Annotated in this window: 16 protein-coding genes; 15 read left to right on the forward strand and 1 reads right to left on the reverse strand. The window is 37.9% G+C overall.

Annotated features, from left to right (window positions below):
- Positions 1-517 precede the first annotated feature (517 nt).
- From dnaA to H3T48_RS02270, 15 genes are all read left to right on the forward strand, one after another.
- Entirely contained in the window at positions 518-1,885 is a 1,368-nt protein-coding gene (dnaA, locus tag H3T48_RS02200; RefSeq protein ID WP_198188199.1) for a chromosomal replication initiator protein DnaA, read from the forward strand.
- 175 nt (positions 1,886-2,060) lie between these two features.
- The gene (gene dnaN / locus H3T48_RS02205; protein WP_198188201.1) at positions 2,061-3,191 is read left to right on the forward strand and encodes a DNA polymerase III subunit beta; all 1,131 of its coding nucleotides are present in this window, start codon (positions 2,061-2,063) and stop codon (positions 3,189-3,191) included.
- Between the two features lie 217 nt (positions 3,192-3,408).
- The gene (yaaA, locus tag H3T48_RS02210; RefSeq protein WP_122034011.1) at positions 3,409-3,630 is read left to right on the forward strand and encodes a S4 domain-containing protein YaaA; all 222 of its coding nucleotides are present in this window, start codon (positions 3,409-3,411) and stop codon (positions 3,628-3,630) included.
- Positions 3,631-3,635: 5 nt separating this feature from the next.
- A complete protein-coding gene (gene recF / locus H3T48_RS02215; protein ID WP_122033895.1) occupies positions 3,636-4,781 on the forward strand; it encodes a DNA replication/repair protein RecF in 1,146 nt (381 codons plus the stop codon).
- Positions 4,765-6,729, forward strand: a complete 1,965-nt coding sequence (gene gyrB, locus H3T48_RS02220; protein ID WP_198188203.1) for a DNA topoisomerase (ATP-hydrolyzing) subunit B — start codon at positions 4,765-4,767, stop codon at positions 6,727-6,729. Before recF ends, gyrB begins: the two co-directional genes overlap by 17 nt.
- 9 nt (positions 6,730-6,738) lie before the next feature.
- Positions 6,739-9,234, forward strand: coding sequence for a DNA gyrase subunit A (gene gyrA / locus H3T48_RS02225; RefSeq protein WP_198188205.1), 2,496 nt, complete (start codon positions 6,739-6,741; stop codon positions 9,232-9,234).
- Positions 9,235-9,433: 199 nt separating this feature from the next.
- Positions 9,434-9,727 carry a 30S ribosomal protein S6 gene (gene rpsF, locus H3T48_RS02230; RefSeq protein ID WP_046305694.1) on the forward strand — a complete coding sequence of 98 codons (294 nt, stop codon included), beginning with the start codon at positions 9,434-9,436 and terminating at the stop codon, positions 9,725-9,727.
- 52 nt (positions 9,728-9,779) lie between these two features.
- A complete protein-coding gene (ssb, locus tag H3T48_RS02235) occupies positions 9,780-10,301 on the forward strand; it encodes a single-stranded DNA-binding protein (protein WP_046305696.1) in 522 nt (173 codons plus the stop codon).
- A gap of 22 nt (positions 10,302-10,323) precedes the next feature.
- Entirely contained in the window at positions 10,324-10,563 is a 240-nt protein-coding gene (rpsR, locus tag H3T48_RS02240) for a 30S ribosomal protein S18 (RefSeq protein WP_046305698.1), read from the forward strand.
- A 346-nt stretch (positions 10,564-10,909) separates the two neighbouring features.
- On the forward strand, positions 10,910-13,009 hold the full coding sequence (locus H3T48_RS02245) for a hypothetical protein (protein WP_198188207.1): 2,100 nt from the start codon (positions 10,910-10,912) through the stop codon (positions 13,007-13,009).
- A complete protein-coding gene (locus H3T48_RS02250; protein WP_109714944.1) occupies positions 13,006-13,638 on the forward strand; it encodes an ABC transporter ATP-binding protein in 633 nt (210 codons plus the stop codon). Before H3T48_RS02245 ends, H3T48_RS02250 begins: the two co-directional genes overlap by 4 nt.
- Before the next feature lie 158 nt (positions 13,639-13,796).
- On the forward strand, positions 13,797-15,818 hold the full coding sequence (locus H3T48_RS02255) for a DHH family phosphoesterase (RefSeq protein ID WP_198188209.1): 2,022 nt from the start codon (positions 13,797-13,799) through the stop codon (positions 15,816-15,818).
- A gap of 14 nt (positions 15,819-15,832) precedes the next feature.
- Positions 15,833-16,288, forward strand: a complete 456-nt coding sequence (gene rplI, locus H3T48_RS02260; protein ID WP_046305720.1) for a 50S ribosomal protein L9 — start codon at positions 15,833-15,835, stop codon at positions 16,286-16,288.
- 38 nt (positions 16,289-16,326) lie between these two features.
- Entirely contained in the window at positions 16,327-17,712 is a 1,386-nt protein-coding gene (gene dnaB / locus H3T48_RS02265) for a replicative DNA helicase (protein WP_198183606.1), read from the forward strand.
- Positions 17,713-17,869: 157 nt separating this feature from the next.
- Complete coding sequence (locus H3T48_RS02270) at positions 17,870-18,028, forward strand: YtxH domain-containing protein (RefSeq protein ID WP_143451887.1); 159 nt, start codon at positions 17,870-17,872, stop codon at positions 18,026-18,028.
- A gap of 71 nt (positions 18,029-18,099) precedes the next feature.
- Here H3T48_RS02270 and H3T48_RS02275 read toward each other — a convergent pair whose 3' ends face one another.
- Complete coding sequence (locus H3T48_RS02275) at positions 18,100-19,299, reverse strand: DUF2974 domain-containing protein (RefSeq protein ID WP_074426145.1); 1,200 nt, start codon at positions 19,297-19,299, stop codon at positions 18,100-18,102.
- Between the last annotated feature and the right edge of the window lie 66 nt (positions 19,300-19,365).

Genomic DNA, 19,365 nt, shown 5'->3' on the forward strand with positions numbered 1-19,365 from the left:
TAATGATTAATCAGCAATCAGCCAAATTCCAAAATTATATTTTTGCAGCATCCTAAGTCAATTTCACTCTCATTTGGGATGCTCTTTTTATACGCACTTTTTTCTGCAAATAATATGTCATTACAAAAGCAAAAATGTTTCACTGCTCAGAGGTAAAGTTTTCTCATAACACGAACTTTACCTGTTTAAAATTTTGTTGTATTTTTTATCCACAGAAAGACAATCACAGAACTTTGCACAGCTTTATGCACAGTCCCCAACCTGTTTAAAAACTTATTCACAGCATGTGGATATTTCGCCACTAAAATCGCTTGATTATCTGCTACTACAATAAAAAATATCCACATAATTTGTTGTATATTACTAAAATTTTGGCATCCATCATCTAAAATTTGTGTATTTTAATTAAAAAATAATCCACAGCTTGTGACTTTTGGATTATTATTATTCACTTGTGGAAAACATTTTTATTAGATGGTAAAATAGGTTTTGCTTAACGTTATCAGGGGGACTTATTTTGTTTGACATCAATAAATTTTGGCAACATTTTAATAAAGAAATGCGTGCACGCTTTAACGAGGTCGCATACAATGCTTGGTTTAAAAATACTAAGCCTATTTCTTATGACAAAAATACTCATGAATTAAAAATTGCCGTCCAAAATCCGGTAACCAAGGGTTATTGGGAAAAAAATCTAGCATCAGAGTTAATTCAATCTGCGTACGGGTACGCTAATATTGAGGTAATTCCCGTTTTTCAAATTGAAGGCGACACTAGTAGCGAACGGATAGTAAACCCTAAGCCTCAAGCACAAATTACGCAAGATAGAATTCAACCCTCAAGCGATAATACATTTGTCCGTAACCTTAAGCTAAACGACAAATATACTTTTGATAATTTTGTTCAAGGTGAAGGAAACAAGTTGGCTGCCGGTGCTGCCTTAGCAGTTGCCGATAGTCCAGGTAGTTTTTACAATCCTCTATTTATCTTTGGTGGCGTTGGTCTTGGTAAAACGCACTTGATGCAAGCGATTGGTCATCAAATGTTAGCTGAGCGACCAAATGCGAAAGTCGTTTATATTCAAAGTGAAACCTTCGTCAACGATTTCATTAATTCAATCAAAAATAAGACGCAAGATCAATTTCGTGAGAAATATCGAACCTGCGACTTATTGCTAGTTGATGATATTCAGTTTTTTGCTAAAAAAGAAGGTATTCAGGAAGAATTCTTCCATACATTTGAAACCTTATATAATGATCAAAAGCAAATTGTCATGACTAGTGACCGGTTACCAACCGAAATTCCTGATTTATCAGAAAGGCTGGTTTCACGGTTTACTTGGGGCTTACAAGTTGAAATTACGCCACCTGATCTGGAGACGCGAATTGCAATTTTACGCAAAAAAGCTGAAGCCGAAAATCTGACAATCGATGACAGTACACTTGACTATATTGCCTCTCAGGTTGACACCAACATTAGAGAACTCGAAGGAGCTCTAGTTAAAGTCCAGGCACACGCAACGATTGAACATGAAGACATCAATGTAAACTTAGCACGAGAAGCTTTAGCCGATTTGAAGTTAGTTCAAAAGAATCAGGGATTGCAAATTTCTAAAATTCAGGAAGTTGTTGCCAATTATTTCCAAACCTCAACTTATGAGTTGAAAGGCAAAAAGCGGGTCCGCCAAATAGTGGTACCGCGCCAAATCGCAATGTACCTTTCGCGAGAGCTAACCGATTCAAGTCTACCTAAAATAGGTCAAGAATTTGGTGGCAAAGATCATACGACTGTGATGCATGCCTGCGAAAAGATTAGTCGCGAAATTAAAACTGATTCTGATATTAAGACTGCAGTGTTCGATTTGAAGCAAATGCTTGACCACTAATTCAATAGTGAAATGTGGAAAACTTTTGCTTTTGTACACATTTTCTTAACCGTCACGATTACGTTATTTTAGGGCTGTTAATGTTTTTCAACAGAAAACACAGGACCTACTAATACTACTTAATTAAATATATAATTAATATAAATAAAACAGACACGAACTCAGGAGGTAACAAATGAAATTTACCGTAAACCGCAATCTCTTTGTCGACAATCTAAACAATGTAATGCATGCTATTTCTTCACGTGCAACAATTCCAATATTAAGCGGAATTAAACTTAACCTAACTGAAGATGAATTAATCCTAACTGGTAGCGATACTGATATTTCAATTGAAATTCATATTCCTGTTAGTGAAGATTTAACAGTTGAAACTACTGGATCAGTGGTTTTACCTGCCCGTTTCTTCAGCGAAATTATTAGACGCTTACCTGGTAAGGAATTTTCTTTAGAAGTAAAAGAAAGTTTCCAAACTCAAATTATTTCTGAAAATAGTGAATTCATAATTAACGGTCTTGATGCAAACAACTATCCAAGATTACCGGAAATTGCTGACGAGTCCTCTTTTGTCATTTCTGGAAAAACATTCCGCGAAATTATTAATGAAACTCAGTTTGCTGTTGCTACTCAAGAAAGTCGTCTCGTCTTAACTGGAGTTCATTTCAACTTTAGTTCTGATAAAATTCATGCTGTTGCAACTGATTCGCACCGTCTCTCGAGTCGTGCCTTAACTTTGGAAAACGGTCCGCAAGTTAAGACAGATTTGATTATTCCAGGAAAAAGTTTGCTAGAACTAGCTCGTATTATTGGCGAAACAGATCCAGAAATTAAAGTTTGTCCTGGTGAAAATCAAGTACTGTTTGAAATTGGCAACATTTTATTCTATTCACGCTTACTTGAGGGCAGCTATCCTGACACTGAACGCTTAATTCCAACCGAGAGTACAACAACAGTTGAATTTGATTTGGCTGAATTATCCAGTGCGCTTGATCGAGCAAGTTTGCTGACACATGCTGGTCGGAATAACGTGGTTGATTTGACCCTAGATACCGAAAACCAAACTGCCAAATTGTCAGGTGAATCCGCTGAAATTGGTAACGTTGAAGAAGATGTTAGCTTCAAAAAGCTTGAAGGTAATAACTTAAAGATCTCCTTCAACCCAGACTATTTACGTGACGCTTTGCGTGCATCTGTTACTGATGCAGTAGTAATGGACTTCACCCAACCATTACGTCCGTTTACTGTTAACCCAGATAAGGACGAAATTGATTTTGTCCAACTGATTACACCAGTTAGAACTTTCTAAGAAGTTATTTAGACTAAATAAAAAGAAAAAGTCATCGGTCGATGGCTTTTTCTTTGCTCATTTTTTCAAAAACAAGCCAAAAAGGCTGTTCTTTTATTTTTGGTGTCAACTGCCGTGATGTGTTTATTTGAGAAAAAAACGTTTCTAGGGCGTTATATTGCGTTTAAAGTTGTGTTTTGGGCCCCAAAAGCCTATACTAACTATAGTAATTAAAGTGATGAAGGTGGATATTATCAAGGAATTTAAGGTAAAGGGTGAGTATGTCACTCTTAGTCAATTTTTGAAGGAGGAAAGCATTATTTCCTCTGGTGGTCAGGCCAAATGGTATCTGCAAGATAATCCTGTGTTATTTAACGGGGAAAAAGAAAATCGACGTGGTAAAAAAATTAGACCCGGCGATCAGATTGAGGTTGACCACGAAACATATCAGTTTCGGTAATTTTAATGTATCTCAAGCATTTTATTGCGCAAAATTATCGCAATTTAGAACAGCTCGATGTTGATTTTGATCCTAATGTCAATATTTTTATTGGGCAAAATGCACAAGGAAAAACTAATCTACTTGAAGCAATCTATTTTTTAGCATTAACACGATCCCATAGGACGAGTAGTGATAAAGAGTTGATTGCTTTTGGCAAAGATTTTGCAAATATTTCTGGTCATGTATACAAGAGCCAGGTTGATGTCTCGTTGCGTGTTTTACTAAGCAAAAAAGGTAAAAAAGTCTGGATTAATCGAGTGGAACAGGCTAAGTTATCCAAATATGTCGGACAACTAAACGCCATTTTGTTTTCACCAGAAGATCTTGATTTAATCAAAGGTGCGCCTTCGTTAAGGCGCCGGTTTATGGATCAAGAATTCGGTCAGATTAATGCGGAATATTTGTATTTTGCTGGTAAATATAAGCAAGTCTTACAGCAAAAAAACAATTATTTGAAGCAGTTAGCAAGTGGGGCTGCGCATGACACCTTGTTTTTGGATGTTTTGTCAGATCAACTTGCAGGAGTTGCAGCAGAAGTGATTGTGCGCAGATTCAAATTTTTGAAGTTCTTAGATCACTACGCGCAAAACGCCTACACGAGCATTAGTTCTAGCAATGAAAAACTTAAGATTAATTATCGACCTTCAGTTAGGGATATAACAGAAGACGATGATGTAGAAATTGTTTATCAAAAATTGCTTGCTAGTTTTCAGAAAAACAAGCAAATGGAGCTGCTTAAGAAGACAACCTTAAGTGGCCCGCATCGGGATGACATCGAATTTGAATTGGATGGTAAGGATGCACATTTATATGGGTCTCAAGGACAGCAGCGTACAATTGCTTTGAGTGTTAAACTCGCTGAAATCCAGCTAGTTCACCATCTGACTAGTGAATATCCATTACTTTTACTTGACGATGTAATGAGCGAACTCGATCATAGCCGCCAAAGTGCCTTACTTAACTATATTCATGGTAAGACACAAACTTTTATTACAACAACAGATCTTGAGGGTATTTCCTGGGAAATAATCAAGAAGCCGAAGGTATACCGAATTAAATCTGGAAAGATTTATTTAGAAGAGGGGAAAATGAATGGCAGACAAGAATAACGAAGACCTCAATCAAATAAAAAAATATGAAAAAGAAGCCGATAAGTATAATGCCAGTCAGATTCAGGTCTTAGGTGGACTTGAAGCTGTTCGTAAGCGGCCCGGTATGTATATTGGCTCAACTAGCTCTCAAGGCCTTCATCACTTAGTTTGGGAAATAATTGATAACGGAATCGATGAAAGCTTAGCAGGTTTTGCGACTAAAATCGAAGTTACCATCAACGAAGATGGTAGTGTTACCGTTCAAGATGACGGACGTGGTATTCCAGTCGATATTGAAAAGAAGACTGGTCGTCCTGCGCTTGAAACTGTTTTTACAGTTCTTCATGCCGGTGGTAAATTCGGCGGTGGCGGATATAAGGTTTCTGGTGGTTTGCACGGTGTTGGTGCTTCAGTAGTTAACGCTTTATCTACAAAGCTGGATGTTACAACAATGCGTGATGGCAAAAAGTACTATATCGACTTTGATCATGGACGCGTAGACCATGAAATGAAAATGACTGGTTCGGTCCCACTTTCAGAGCATGGTACAATTGTTCATTTTTATCCAGATCCTGATATTTTCACTGAAACCACGTCTTTTGATGATCAAATCTTAAAGAATAGAATTCGTGAACTTGCCTTTTTAAACAAGGGTCTAAAATTAACCTTTACGGATAAGCGTAAGGACAGTGCAGAAACAGATGTTTATCACTATGAAGGTGGTATTCAAGAATATGTTTCATTTTTGAATCGCGACACAGAGGTTTTGTTTGATAAACCGATATATGTTGAAGGCGACTTTAATGACATTAACGTCGAAGTTTCGTTGCAATATACACAAGGCTATAAAACAACCTTAATGACCTTTGCTAACAACATTCACACCTATGAAGGTGGGATGCATGAAGCGGGCTTTAAGACTGCTTTAACCCGTGTAGTTAATGACTACGCGCACAAGACTAAGTTGTTAAAAGATAATGATGATAACTTGTCAGGTGAGGACATTCGTGAAGGAATGACAGCAATTGTTTCAGTTAAGCACCCTAATCCGCAATTTGAGGGGCAAACCAAGACTAAACTTGGTAACTCTGATGCTAGAACAGCTGTAGACCGTGCTTTTTCAGAAACATTCACCTCGTTTTTGATGGAAAATCCGCAGGTAGGACGCAAGATTGTTGAAAAAGCGCAATTAGCTGAAAGAGCCAGAACTGCTGCCAAAAGGGCACGTGAAGTTACGAGAAAGAAATCTGGACTGGAAATTGCCAATTTACCTGGTAAGTTAGCAGATAACACTAGTAACGATCCAAGTATTTCAGAATTATTTATTGTTGAGGGTAACTCAGCCGGTGGTTCTGCAAAGCAAGGTCGTTCTCGTTTAACACAAGCTATTTTGCCAATTCGAGGAAAAATATTAAACGTTGAAAAAGCTTCAATGGACCGAATTTTGGCTAACGAAGAAATTCGGTCACTGTTTACCGCTTTAGGAACAGGTTTTGGTGCCGATTTTGACGTTTCAAAGGCTCGTTATCACAAGTTAATCATCATGACGGATGCCGATGTCGATGGTGCACACATTAGAACCCTATTGTTAACACTGTTTTACAACTACATGCGTCCAATGATTGATAAGGGCTATGTTTATATTGCACGTCCGCCTCTATATCAAGTTCGTCAGGGTAAGGTGATTAAGTATCTTGATACTGATGAAGAGTTGCACGACTACTTGGGTAGTTTGCAACCTAGTCCAAAACCAATCGTTCAACGGTACAAGGGATTGGGTGAAATGGATGCTGAACAGCTGTGGGATACAACAATGAATCCTGAAAATAGACGCCTTGATCGTGTTAGCCCAGAATATGCCAAAAACGTTGATGAAGTTTTTGAACTTTTGATGGGTAATGAAGTTGCACCAAGACGAAGCTTTATTGAAAATAATGCTAAATATGTTGAGAATTTGGATGCTTAGGAGGTTTAAATGGATAACGACAATCAAAGTCAAGATCACAGAATTAGAAATGTCGATTTGACCAATGTGATGAACAGTTCGTTTTTGGACTATGCGATGTCAGTTATTGTGGCTCGGGCCTTGCCTGATGTGCGCGATGGCTTGAAGCCGGTTCAACGTCGTATTCTCTATGGAATGAGCGAACTGGGCGTTACACCAGATAAACCATTTAAGAAATCTGCCAGAATTGTTGGAGAAGTTATGGGTAAGTTCCACCCACACGGAGACTCCTCAATTTACTTGGCTATGGCACATATGGCTCAGGACTTCAGTTACCGGTACATGTTGGTTGATGGCCACGGTAACTTTGGTTCTGTCGACGGTGATGAACCAGCCGCAATGCGTTATACCGAGGCGCGGATGAGTAAAATTGCCGTTGAAATGTTGCGCGATATCAACAAAAATACGGTTGATTGGCAACGTAACTATGATGATTCAGAAAACGAGCCGGTTGTTTTACCAGCCAGAATTCCTAATCTCTTAGTCAACGGAACCAGTGGAATTGCTGTCGGAATGACAACCAACATTCCACCACATAATCTTGCCGAAGTTATTCAAGGCATTCATATGCTGATGGATAATCCAGATGTTTCAACTAAAGAACTGATGAAGGCAATTCCAGGTCCAGATTTCCCAACTGGTGGTACCATTATGGGCCGTGGTGGAATTTACCGTGCCTATGAATCAGGACGAGGTAACATTGTTGTTAGAGCAAATACAACAATTGAAACTGAAAAAAGTGGTCGTGAACGAATTGTTGTAACCGAAATTCCTTACTTGGTAAATAAGGCTGAATTGGTTAAGAAAATTGCTGATCTAGCTCGTTCTAAGACAATAGATGGGATTACCGGTGTTCGTGATGAATCCGACCAGTCTGGGATGAGAATCACAATCGACGTTCGTCGTGATGCTAGTGCAAGTGTTATCTTGAACAATTTATTTAAGCTAACTCAAATGCAGGCTAACTTTGGAATGAACATGGTTGCAATCGTTGATGGTGCGCCACATTTCCTTAGTCTTAAAGAGATGCTGCAATACTACTTGAAGCATCAAGAAGACGTTGTTACACGCAGAACTAAGTTTGACTTAGCTAAAGCTGAGGCAAGAGCACACATTCTAGAAGGTTTGAAGATTGCCCTTGACCATATTGATGAAATTGTTCATATTATTCGGCAAAGTGAATCGAGTGATATTGCTAAGGCTGCCTTAATTAGTCGTTTCGGCTTAGATGATAAGCAATCACAAGCTATTTTGGACATGCGTCTGGTTCGTTTGACTGGATTAGAACGTGACAAAGTTGAAGCTGAATACAACGAATTAAAGGTTAAGATTGACGATTACAAGGATATCTTAGCTAAGCCAGAGCGAATTAACGAAATCATCTATGAAGAACTGCTTGATATTGAAAAGCGGTTTGGTGATGAGCGCCGGACCAAGATCGGTGAAGGTGAAGTTATTTCAATTGAAGATGAAGATCTAATTGAAAAACAAGACGTTTTATTAACTTTGACACACAGTGGCTACATCAAACGGATGTTAATTAACGAATTTAAGACACAAAACCGTGGTGGTAAAGGCATTAAAGGAATGGGTGTTAAGGACGGCGACTTTATTGAAAAGTTGATCTACTCAAGTACTCACGATATGCTTTTATTCTTTACAAATAAGGGAAAGGTCTACTCGAAGAAAGCCTACGAAATTCCTGAATTTGGTCGAACAGCGAAGGGCTTACCAATCGTTAACTTACTTCAACTTGAAAAAGGCGAGAAGATTCAGACCATTATCAATGTTGAAGAAGATGCCAATGATCAATACCTCTTCTTCATTACCAAGATGGGAACAGTAAAGCGCACTAGTGTTAGTGAATTTGCTAATATTAGAAATAGCGGTTTAATTGCGTTAACCTTGCGTGATGGGGATGAATTGAGCAATGTTTTGACAACTGATGGCAAACAAGATGTCTTGATTGGAACCCATCTAGGCTATGCTGTTCGCTTCAACGAGTCAGCGGTTCGTTCAATGGGTCGAACTGCTGCTGGTGTACGCGGAATTAACTTACGTGAAAATGATTATGTTGTTGGTTCTGGTGTTGTTAAGGATAGCGATGAAGTTCTTGTTATTTCTGAAAAAGGTTATGGTAAACGCACCTCAGCTAGTGAATATCCAACTAAAGGGCGTGGTGGTAAAGGAATTAAGACCGCTAACGTTACGGAAAAGAATGGACCACTCTCTGGTGTAACTGTAATCGATGAAACACAAGATATCATGGTCATTACGGATGATGGAATCATGATTCGTTTCAAGGTTGATAATGTTTCTCAAACTGGCCGTAGCACAATTGGTGTTCGCTTAATTAAGGTTGGCAATGACAGTAAAGTAGCTAGTCTTGCTGTTGTTCCAGCAGAAGCAGATCAAGAAGTTGGCGATGCAGAAGAAACTGAAACACCATCTGAAGAAAATAATTAATAAAAACAAATAAAAATTATCAGGCTGTTTTACGTATTTACTGTTATGAGAATAAAAATTCTCGGAGGATCACGTGAAGATAGTTTGGTAATTTTTTGTTTCTGTGCTAGAATTAGAGATTGCGAGTAATAAAAAAGAATTACTCCTTGTTCTTGATTTTTAGCAAGAACCATTTAGTCCAAAAGGAGGTGCACTAGTAATGACAACTACTAAGTATGAAATAACTTACATTATCAAGCCTGATATTGATGAAGAATCAAAGAAAGCTTTAGTTGAAAACTATGATAAGGTTATTGCCGATAACGGTGGTACGATGGTTGAGTCAAAAGACTGGGAAAAGCGTCATTTCGCATATGAAATCAATAAATATCGTGAGGGAATCTATCACATTATGACTTTCACTGCAGAAAACGCTGACGCAGTCAATGAGTTTGACCGTTTGTCTAAGATTGACTCTGCTGTTTTACGTTCAATGACTGTTAAAGTTGGATAATAAAACAAAAACTTTATCGTTTTCGTGATTTAGGAAAGGAAGGACCTGAAGTATGATTAATCGAGTTGTACTTGTTGGCCGTTTAACACGTGATCCTGAATTACGTACTACTGGGAGTGGAATCTCGGTTGCTACGTTTACTCTTGCCGTTGATCGTCAATATACTAACGCTCAAGGTGAGAGAGGTGCGGATTTTATCAGCTGTGTCATTTGGAGAAAATCAGCAGAAAACTTCTGTAATTTTACATCTAAAGGTTCACTTGTTGGTATTGATGGCCGAATTCAAACCAGAAGTTACGATAATAAAGATGGGCAAAGAGTATATGTAACAGAAGTTGTCGTAGACAACTTTGCATTGCTTGAATCACGCAAAGATCGTGAAGCCCGTGGTCAAAATGGTGGATTTGCACCAACTGACAACGGAAACTTTGGTAATCCAAATACCAATAATCCGCAAAATATGGGAACATCTAATCAGAACAACCCAGTAGGTAATCAACCAGATTCTATGCAGGATCCGTTTGCTGGCTCGGGTGATACAATTGATATCTCTGATGATGATCTTCCATTCTAATTTCTAAGAAAGGACCGAGGATATGGCTCAACAAAGAAGAGGTGGCGGCCACCGTCGTCGTAAGGTTGACTTTATCGCAGCCAACCACATTGATTACGTTGACTACAAGGACGTTGATCTGTTGAAACGTTTTATCTCTGAAAGAGGTAAAATCTTACCACGTCGTGTCACTGGCACCAGCGCTAAGAACCAACGTAAGGTAGCTAAGGCAATCGAAAGAGCTCGCATTATGGGCTTGTTGCCATTCGTTACTGAAGACTAAAATAAATAGTTTTGACCCTTTAGCCGGATTAAGTTTTGGCTAGAGGGTTTTTAATGCTTAAAAAATTGAAAAGTCTCAGAAGCTTAGTGTTTTTGAGACTTTTTATATTTTAAAAATTAATTAATAATAAAAAATATATTAGTAAAAAAGAAAGCATACGATAAAATGAACCTTAAGTACTGTCGTATAAGCTATCATCATGTGATAATGCAGCACGTACATAGTACATCAAGGTATCAGCCACAGGGTTAATCTTATTACTAGGATGTATATTAACGTTCTATCTAAGTAATTGTAAGCGTAGTTGATTACCCGTCAGCTATGCTTATTTTTTATGGAGATTCTTATGAAAAAAATAGTTCTTGCCTGTCTAGCTATTGTTAACATTTTAACCTACATGATGGTTATTAATTTCTATCAATCACGTGATTATGACCAGATAGCTAAAATGGGAGAAACAAGTGATTCTTTTCAAATATACTTGCAAGATAGTTCAGTTAATCCTGACAGTCAGATTAGCTTTTTTAAAGAACTTTCTCGGAAGTACGATATATCTGTTATTTTGACTACCAGGGAACAAAATAATGTAGTTGAAAAATCAGTGATTGCTAGTCCTATTTCCTTTCCAGCTGCTTCTTTTCGATTAGATAAAGTTGATTTACAAAATGATCAAGACTTCTACGCAAGTTTCAAAACTAACAGTGCTAAGCAAAAAGGGAAAATTCCTGTTTTTGTTAAGGGTAACAAGATTGTCTTACAAAGTATGACACGATACTTTAAGAACAAAAAAACAGTCGATGGAGTCTACACGATTATTCCGGGAAAATCTAATCAAAAAGAACTTCTTAAGCAATTCTCTCAATTTTACGGAGTTTCACGTGATCAACTCTTAAAACAAACAATAGGACGAAAACAAGTATATTTTACAAGGGAAATCTGGGTTTTAAGTTTCATTTTTGTTCTAGCAAGTCTAGTCTTTATTCTAGTTAACGTTTATTACCCGATTTCACAATCAAGTTCAATTGGGATTAAAAAATTGAATGGCTGGAAAAACAAGGACATTTTTCTAGCAATGATCAAGCAGGGGATAATAATGATTGTTGTAACATCAATCATTATTAATCTTACAACTCTTCTGATTTTTTCATACCGACCAAATGGCTTTATTTTGACATGTATTCTAGTGCAAGCACTAATTTTATTCCTGTATTTATTAGCTAATTCTGTTACTTATTTAATAATTAAACGTATATCTATCGGGGATTTATTAAAAGGAAAGTTTCATTTTGGTTACGGTATCAGTCTTGCCTTGATAATAAAAATCTTGATGACCGTTGTTTCAGCATTCTTGTTGATTAATATGTCAACGGAGATTAGCGACGCTGTGGCAAGCTACCAGCTACAACAGGAATGGGCTAAAGAAGGCAAACTAAAAACTGTTAATAGTGTTGGCCCGGTATTTATTACTGATGAAAAAGAGACAACTAAAACGATGGCTGCTTGGTTTAGTAAAATGGCTCAGAACAAGGGCGTTTATTATGTAGAAAGTGGTTCTTACTCAACCAAAAATGTTTTACCAAAAAATGAAGCAAATAAGAAACCAGAACAAAAATACGATTTAATGTCAGTCAACCGCAACTTTATTAGAGCAAAATTGCCAGAATTAAAAAGATATTTAGATGCAACTCAGCATGCTTTTCTTGTTCCTTCTAAGTATCAAAAACATCCGCAAGAAATAAAATATTTTCTTCAAAATTACAGCTATAACAATCTAAGCAGTGCTCAACAGGGCAAAATAAACCCTCAACAACTTAAGATAAAGATTAAGTATTACCATGAAGATGTACAGCCAATCACTTATAATGTTCGGCTAAAAAAGAGTTTTACTAATCCAATTATTGAGGTTGTTGAGGACCATAATTTGACTTTCTGGCAATCAATAGCCCTAAGTAATACAGATAAGACAAGTCCAATTAAGATTGAAGACAACCCTCAAACTAGTGAGTTATTAAAAAAGACAAGCAAAGAACCGCAGGTCAAACGATTGCAGATGAAGTTTGTGTCTCTAAATCAGATTTTGGCAACTAGTTCGGATTCTGCTTACAAGGGCTTGCAAGTAGTTATCGTTGTCTTACTTATTATTTTTGTTATTAACTTATTTGCGACTATCTTTTTACTTCTTTATGTAATTTCTAATCAGCAAAAGAAGCTATCAGTTCTGCGCCTGTTGGGCTATCGCAAATTTGACCGTTATCGAGCAGAAACATTGATACTGCTTGGTCTAGGACTAGGTGAAGTAATTACATTAATTTGCTTTAAAGCATCACTAATTCCAATACTTTTAGCAGTTTTAATGATGCTAGCGGACTTATTAGTATTTAGCTTAGTGGTCCAGCATGTGGAAGCGCGTGACTTGTCGTTCTTACTTAAAGGGGGGTTATCATGATCGAATTGAAAAATATCACTAAAAAATTTGAAAACAAAACGGTGTTTGCTAACTTTAATTTGCAGATTGACCAGAATGAGATGGTCGCAATTATAGGTCCAAGTGGTTCTGGCAAAAGCACATTGCTCAATATTTTAGGACTAATTGATAAAGTTGATGATGGTGATTATCAATTTGAGCAGTATACCAACATTAAGCCTAATAGTAGACTAGCCCAAAAGATTATCAGGGAAAAAATTAGTTACCTTTTCCAAAATTTTGCCTTAATTGAAGAAGATACGGTCTTACAAAATTTGCTCTTAGCATTAAAGTACGTCAAGCAAAGTAAAAAAGAAAAAACGGAAATCATTACCGCTGCACTCCAAAAAGTAGGACTATCAGAATACTTGAACAGTAAAATTTATGAACTATCAGGTGGTCAGCAACAAAGAGTAGCTGTTGCAAGAGCAATCATTAAACCAAGTGAACTGGTATTAGCAGACGAGCCGACTGGCTCTTTGGATAGTAAAAATCGTGATGAAATTATCAAGCTCCTCCTCGAACTTAATGATGCTGGTAAAACAGTTATCGTTGTTACTCACGATAGTCATGTTGCCGAAAAGTGCCATCGGGTACTAGAGCTTAAGTAATTGGACATAGTAAGGTCAAACAACAAATACGGAAAGTTTAACTTTCCGTATTTTGCTATATGCAATCATCTAGAAGAATGAGGCAAAGGTTTCTTATCAAGTAAAACCAAGGTATAATAATACTGATGTACTATACATTAATTTAGGAAGGATCTTACATGAAAGATTTTTTACGTAAGCTTGAATTTCCTGCTTTTATTAAAGATTCGCGCTTAACAGCTGCGGTTGTGATTATCCTCGCCTTGTCTTTTTTAGGCAGTATCGTGGCAATGATTATGAATCCGTTATTTGGACTGGCGATGGTAGTGATTTTTATCCTAACTGTTGTCTGCATCGTTTATGGCGCTTATATCCTCGCTGGTAATGCCAATAACTTTGCTGTCAGTTTGTCCTATCGAATTAAACGCAGTGAACAAGAGGCAATGATTAAAATGCCGCTTGGAATTTTGCTTTATGACAAAGACAGGCAGATTCAGTGGGTAAATCCCTATTTACAGCTTTATTTAAAAGATGATGACTTAATTGGACATACGATTAAGTCCGTTGATCCAGATTTAGACAAATTAATCGATGATTCTTTAAAAGCCAAAACTGCAGAAAACCAAGTTGTTAATTGGGACAATCACCAATTTGAAATGGTTGTTCAAGACAATCTTGGGGTTATTTATTTATTAGACATAACACGCTACGCCAAAATTGAGCAAAAATATAATAACGAATTGCTAGCAGTTGGACAGATTTTTATTGATAACTACGATGAATTAAGTGAAACGATGCATGATCAAGAGCTGACAACCACAAGCTCTTATGTGCAAAATACACTAAGTAATTATGCTAAAAAATATCATGCCTACCTCAAGCGAATTGATGAAGACCATTTCTTGCTTTTACTACATACGCAAGATTTGACGCAAATGGAACAAGACAAGTTTTCAGTTCTTGACAAATTGCGCTTAGAAACTAGTCGTAACAATACCCCGTTGACCTTATCAATCGGGATTGCTTATGGTAGTAGCCTAATAACTGAGCTAGCTGATCAGGCACAGTCAAACCTTGATTTAGCCCTTGGCCGTGGTGGTGACCAGGTAGTTTTGAGTCAGCCAGGTAGTGCCGCTAAATTCTATGGTGGCAAGTCAAATCCAATGGAGAAGCGGACTAGGGTCAGAGCACGGATGGTTTCCCAGGCAATTAGTGAGCTTTTCAAGGAGGCTGATCGGGTTTTCGTTGTAGGACATGCTAACCCAGATATGGACTCTGTTGGTAGTGGAATCGGCGTTGTTAAAATTGCGCGTCTACATGATGTCAAAGCTAATTTTGTTCTAGATGTTAATAAAACTAATTATGATGTGGGTCGGCTAGTTGCCAAAATGCAACAAACCCAAGATGATCAGGAAATGTTTATTTCACCAGAAATGGCCTTAGAAAGTCTGACCGACAAATCTATGCTAGTTATGGTTGATCATTCAAAATACTCAATTACATATTCAAAAGAGCTATATGATCGCTTAAGGAACCGGATTATTGTTATTGATCACCACCGTCGCGGCGAAGAATTCCCTGAAAATCCAATGTTAACTTATGTTGAGCCGTATGCTTCATCTGCCTGTGAACTGGTTACTGAAATGGTAGAATACCAACAGCCTAATTCCGGCCAGCGAGTATTGACTGATATTGAAGCAACTGCAATGCTTGCGGGAATTACGGTTGATTCACGTGAATTTTCGCTACGTACAGGTACAAGAACCTTCGATGCTGCGAGTTATTTACGTTCAATTGGAGCTAGTTCAGTTGGTGTAAGTGAATTATTGAAAGAAGACATTGATAGTTTCTTGCAGCGGACACGGCTGGTCAGCAGTCTAAAAATGATTGGACCAAAAATGGCAGTTTTGTGCGGGGATGATAACAAAATTGTTGATCCTGTCATTACGGCACAAGCAGCTGATACTGCATTAGACTTAGAAAATGTTGAAGCTAGTTTTGCGATAACTCGCCGTGCCAAAGACATGATTGGTATTTCTGCACGTTCAATGGGCGACATTAATGTACAAGTAATCATGGAAAAATTAGGCGGCGGCGGACATTTGTCCAATGCGGCAACACAAATTAAAAATGTCACTGTACAAGAAGCACTTGAAAAGTTACTCGATGCAGTTGATACTTATGAGAAAGAAAATGAATAAAGGAGAGCAGAAAAATGAAAGTTATTTTTACTAAAGACGTCAAAGGCCGTGGAAAACGCGGAGAAGTTAAAGATGTTCCAGATGGCTATGCTCAAAACTTTTTATTAAAGCGCGGCTTAGCTAAGGCAGCTAATAAAGCCAATATGCATACTTTAGAACGCGTTGAAGCCAATGAAAAAGCTGCTTACGAAAGTGAAAAGGCTGAAGCAGAAAAGGTTAAGGCTGTTCTTGATAAAGACGAAACTGTCGTTAATTTCAAGTCAAAAGCTGGTGCCGATTCACGTTTATTCGGTTCAATTTCTAGCAAGAAAATTGTTGAAGGCTTAGAACAACAATTTGGTGTTAAGGTTGACAAACGCAAATTAGTCCTTCCTGAGCCGATTAAAACTTTAGGCTACACAAATGTACCCGTTAAACTTTTTAAAGGCGTAGAAGGCAAAATTCGCGTTCACATCACAGAACAAGACTAAAGCACTCGTTAAATTAATTAAAGAAGTGGTCATGATTAATGGATAATATTGTCTCACAACAAATACCGCATGATGATGAAGCTGAAAAAGCGGTTTTAGGTGCAATTTTTATTGATCCTGATGCAATTGCGGATGCAAGCTCTGAAGTTCAGCCGAATGATTTTTATAAAAAAGCAAATCAGCTAATCTTTCAGGCAATGCTGGATCTTTCGGATCGCGGTGATGCAATTGATCCGTTAACCTTGCAGGATGAATTAACAAAGAAAAATCAACTAGATGACATTGGTGGAATTGCTTATGTTTCAGAACTAGCAATTGCAACCCCAACAGCAGCACACGTTAGCTACTATGCCAAAATTGTGCATCGAAAGGCCCTCTTACGGCGCTTGATTTCTGCCAGTCAAAAGATTATTTCTAACGCGATGCAAGATTCGGATGATGTCACTGATATTTTAGATGACGCCGAAAGTGAGATTATGAATGTCTCCTCCGAAAACAACGCAAATGGTTTTCGGGAAATCAAGGACATTGTCAATGCTGCAATTGAGGAAATTAATAATATTCCTGAAGATGGCTCAATGGTCACTGGCTTGCCCACAGGCTTTATTGAGCTAGATAAAATGACAACTGGTTTTCACGCTGATGAGCTAATTATTCTTGCAGCTCGGCCGGGTGTTGGTAAAACTGCCTTTGCAATGAATGTGGCCCAATACGTTGGTCTTCATACTGATAAAACGGTTGCCGTCTTTTCACTAGAAATGAGTGGCGAGCAGCTGGTACAGAGAATGCTTGCCTCAGAAGGATTGATTAATTCGCAACACCTGCGGACAGGGCAGCTTGATGAAGAAGAATGGCGCAAGTTAATTGTTGCTTCCGGTTCACTGGCTAACGCCAGCATCTACATTGACGATACACCTGGAATTAAGATGAGTGAAATTAGGGCACAAGCACGCCGCCTTGCCAAAGAAAAAGGAAATCTTGGCTTAATTGTAATTGACTACTTACAGTTAATTGAAGGACCGCGTAGTGAATCCCGTCAACAAGAAGTTTCTGCAATTTCGCGTCAATTGAAAAAATTGGCTAAAGAATTGCACGTTCCTGTAATTGCACTATCACAATTATCACGTTCTGTTGAACAGCGTCAGGATAAAAGGCCTGTTTTATCAGATATTCGTGAATCTGGATCTATTGAGCAGGATGCCGATATTGTTTCATTTTTATACCGGGATGATTATTACCGCGAAGAAAATGAGGAGGGCAGCAGTGAAGATCATGAAGAAGTCGGTGCCGAGGATGACAATGGTGAAGTTGAAGTAATCATTGAGAAAAACCGTTCAGGTAGTCGTGGCACGATTAAATTGATGTTCTCTAAGCCTTATAATCGCTTTTCCAACTTGGATTATAGTCATGATCAACCGGGATAGTACTAAATAATATAAGCCATGAACTATTCATTAATAGTTCATGGCTTTTTTGTTAGCAAAAAATAAAGCTTATTGTGTGACTTTAAACAGCGAAGCTTGTACTATGAAGGTGTAAATAGTTAATTAGCAATAATTTTTTGTGAAAGGATCGATAATTATGGCTGACAAAGGTTTAAAAGATAAAGTTGCTGGTAAAGCTAAAGAACTTAAGGGCAAGATGCAACAAGCAGCAGGTGACGTTAAGGATAAGGCACAAGAAACAACTGATAACGTCAAGGATAAAGTTGATGACGTTAAAGAAAATATGAAAAAATAACTGGATAAAAAAAGATGACTGGAAGTTATTCACTTCCAGCCATCTTTTTGCGTTACACATGAAACAATTTGCTAACGCAGTTTCTTTTTTATTTCATCTGGTAATTCTAAATTAGGCTCATCTGAGTCATAAAATTCGTAGAATACAGGTGCTTTACTTGAATCATTACTTTTAGGATAAAGTTCATAATTACTAGTTAAAAGTGGCAGATTAACACTATCTTTAAATGAGTTCCAAATATTAGTAAAAATTTGGGTAATTAGTTTACGCTCTTCTGGTTCCAAAGTCATGAAAACGCGGCTAAGGCGATAAGTTCCAACCAATTTGTTATTGGTCAATTGGTGTAATTCTTCAATGTCTGAGTTCTCAAATGCTTCAAACAGATCGGAAAAGGTTTCATTCCGCTTTTCGTCTGGAATTGAATTGTTGAAGTTGATTAAGGCATGGCGGATAACGCGACTGCTAGCTGTTAAGCCGTCAGCGAGAGTAAAACTATCACGGCCGACTGACCAACGTCTTGGATCATGTTGATTACGCATTGCTGCAGTACTTTTTACAACGAGAGTCCGCTCTGGATGATCGAGCATTGCCCCAAAAATCGATCCTTGGGGGATATAAGTTTTCATCTTAGGCATTGCACGTACAAAACCTGGAGTAGTATAAACCTTGCGGAAAAAGCCAGGACCATCAAAGCTAAATGCCGCAATTACACGATCTTGAATTTCTGGAGCAACGGCACTTAATGCATACTGCGCAAAATTGCCTCCCTTTGAGTGCCCAATAAGATAAATTTGTTTATCCGGGAACTTTTCGGCAATTTCTTCAAGATATTTGGCTGCGACTCCTTGACCATAAATCTCGGATAAGTAGTTCATACGCATATCTTCGTTCCAGCCAATCATTGAACCGTCGGTTCCACGAAAGGCAATAGCAACTGAAGTATCATCAATGAGAAATGTGGCAGCATTAAATTGTAACGGATAAGGTGCTTTTTCTAATCTATCTGTCCAATCCAGAATTTTCATTCCACCAATTCGTGGACTATCAGGCAGGAGAATAATTTCAGCTGCAGTTTCGGAGTGCATCTGATGTTGAAAAGAGGGCAGCGCACGCAGTTTTGTTGCCACATCAGATAATGTATGCCCGACAGCAGAAGCGTCTGCGGGAAGGTAAACTATGGATGCCAGCAGTGCAGCGTCGATACTGTTAAAGTGGCGTTCTTTATAACTGAGGTCACCACGCCAGCGTAAGTAATCAAGAGATCCAGACATGAAAATACCCCTTTCTAGAACTTGAAATTTGTAATTAAGTATTATTGTAGTTGATTTATTTTTTTA

The organism is Lactobacillus sp. M0403 (assembly GCF_016101265.1).
In the GTDB taxonomy this organism is placed as follows: Bacteria; Bacillota; Bacilli; order Lactobacillales; family Lactobacillaceae; genus Lactobacillus; species Lactobacillus apis.